The following is a 2682-nucleotide window of genomic DNA, read 5'->3' as shown; positions in this document are numbered from 1 at the left end:
GCCTCAAGGACCGCACCTGGCCCGATGCCGTGCTGACCAAGGCCCCGATCTGGCTGTCGACCGACCTGCGCGATGGCAACCAGGCGCTGGTCGAGCCGATGGACATCGCGCGCAAGATGCGCATGTTTGAGACGCTCGTGGCCATCGGCTTCAAGGAAATCGAAGTCGGCTTTCCCTCTGCCTCGCAGATCGAATTCGACTTCGTGCGCAAGCTCATCGAGGAAGACCGCATTCCCGACGACGTGACGATCCAGGTGCTCACGCAGGCGCGCGACCACCTCATTGCGCGCACCTTCGAATCGCTGCAGGGCGCGCCGCGTGCCATCGTTCATCTCTACAACGCGGTGGCGCCCGTGATGCGCCGCGTGGTGCTCGGCATGGACGAAGACCAGATCGTCGAGCTTGCGAGCAGCCATGCGCGCATGTTCAACGAATTCGCCGCGAAGCAGCCGAACACGAGGTGGACCTTCCAGTATTCGCCCGAAATGTTCTCGGGCACGGATGTGGTGTTCTCCAAGCGCGTGGTCGACGCGGTGACGGAAGTCTGGGCGCCGACGCCCGAGCGCAAGTGCATCGTCAACCTGCCCACCACGGTCGAGCATTCCACGCCGAACATCTTTGCCGACATGATCGAGTGGATGCACCGCAACCTCGCGCGCCGCGATTCGATCGTGCTGTGCGTGCATCCGCACAACGACCGCGGCACCGGCACGGCGGCCGGCGAACTGGCTCTGATGGCGGGGGCTGAGCGCATCGAGGGCTGCCTGTTCGGCAATGGCGAGCGCACCGGCAATCTCGACCTCGTGAACGTCGCGCTCAACCTCTACACCCAGGGCGTTTCGCCCGAGCTCGATTTCTCGAACATCGACGAGATCCGCGCGACGGTCGAGCATTGCAACCAGATCCCGGTGCATCCGCGCCATCCGTATGTGGGCGATCTCGTCTACACCTCGTTCTCGGGTTCGCACCAGGACGCGATCAAGAAGGCCTTCGCGGCGCGCAAGGACGGCGACATCTGGGACATGCCCTACCTGCCGATCGATCCGAAGGACGTGGGCCGCAGCTACGAGGCCGTGATCCGCGTGAACAGCCAGTCGGGCAAGGGCGGCATGGCCTACCTGCTCGAGAGCGAATACGGCCTCGAGATGCCGCGCCGCCTGCAGATGGAATTCATGCAGACCGTGCAGCGCGTGATGGACGTGGCCGGCAAGGAACTCACTGCCGCCGACCTCTGGGAACTGTTCGTGCGCGAATACGGCCTCGAGGCCGCGCATTCTTTGCAGCACCGCGTGATCGAGGAAGAAGGCGAGGGCGCCAGCGCCTCGGTGGTGCTGCGCGGCGACCTGCCCTGGGACGGCGAGATCCGCGCCATCGAAGGCCGCGGCAACGGGCCGATCGACGCCTTCACCCAGGCGCTGAGCAAGGCCACGGGCCATACCGTGCGCGTGATGGACTACCACCAGCACGCCATCGGCGCGGGTGCCGATGCCAAGTCGGTGGCGTACCTCGAGCTGCGCGTGGACGAGGCGCAGACGCTGTTTGGCGTGGGCATCGACGCGAACGTGATCTCCGCTTCGCTGAAGGCCATTGTCTCGGGCGTGCAGCGCGCGCGGACCCGCGGCGCGCACAGCGCACAATCGGTGGTTGAGCTCGCCTGACGCCGTCCCCCGCCGTATGCGCAAGGTGCGAAATGATCAAGAGGAACCAAGGAGATCCACGATGACCGACCAACTCATTATTTTCGACACCACCTTGCGCGACGGCGAGCAGTCGCCCGGCGCCTCGATGACGCGCGACGAGAAGATGCGCATCGCCAAGCAACTCGAACGGCTCAAGGTCGACGTCATCGAAGCGGGCTTTCCAGCCAGTTCGAACGGCGACTTCGAGGCCGTCAAGGCGATCGCCGACATCATCAAGGAATCGACCGTGTGCGGCCTGTCGCGCGCCAACGACCGCGACATCTCGCGCGCCGCCGAGGCGCTCAAGGGCGCGGCGCGCGGGCGCATCCACACCTTCATCGCGACTTCGCCGCTGCACATGGAAAAGAAGCTGCGCATGTCGCCCGACGAAGTGCACGAGCAGGCGAAGCTTGCCGTGCGCTTTGCGCGCAACCTGGTGTCCGACGTGGAGTTCAGCCCCGAGGACGGCTACCGCAGCGATCCCGACTTTCTCTGCCGCGTGCTGGAGACCGTGATCAACGAGGGCGCCACCACCATCAACGTGCCCGACACCGTGGGCTACGCCATTCCCGAGCTCTACGGCAACTTCATCAAGATGCTGCGCGAGCGCGTTCCCAACAGCGACAAGGCGATCTGGTCGGTGCATTGCCACAACGACCTTGGCATGGCCGTGGCCAACTCGCTGGCGGGCGTGAAGATCGGCGGCGCGCGCCAGGTGGAGTGCACGATCAACGGCCTGGGCGAGCGTGCGGGCAACTGCTCGCTCGAAGAGGTGGTGATGGCGGTCAAGACGCGCAGGGACTACTTCGGCCTGGACCTCAACATCGACACCACGCACATCGTGGCTGCCAGCCGCATGGTGAGCCAGACCACTGGCTTCGTGGTGCAGCCCAACAAGGCCGTGGTGGGCGCCAACGCCTTCGCGCACGCCTCGGGCATTCACCAGGACGGCGTGCTCAAGGCCCGCGACACCTACGAGATCATGCGGGCCGAGGACGTGGGC

The 2682-nt window shown here is 65.4% G+C and carries 2 protein-coding genes; both read left to right on the top strand.

What is annotated here, in order from left to right; translation table 11 throughout:
- Positions 1–1658, top strand: a 1658-nt coding sequence (gene leuA, locus AC1DOC_RS28430; RefSeq protein ID WP_478130995.1) for a 2-isopropylmalate synthase, incomplete at its 5' end; no start/stop codon positions are given.
- A 61-nt stretch (positions 1659–1719) separates the two neighbouring features.
- Positions 1720–2682, top strand: a 963-nt coding sequence (locus AC1DOC_RS28425; RefSeq protein WP_478130994.1) for a 2-isopropylmalate synthase, incomplete at its 3' end; no start/stop codon positions are given.

Source organism: Variovorax sp. 01T439_2 (assembly GCF_056398445.1).
Note: the sequence above shows the minus strand (reverse complement) of the source record. Positions and strands in the feature narration are given on the sequence as shown.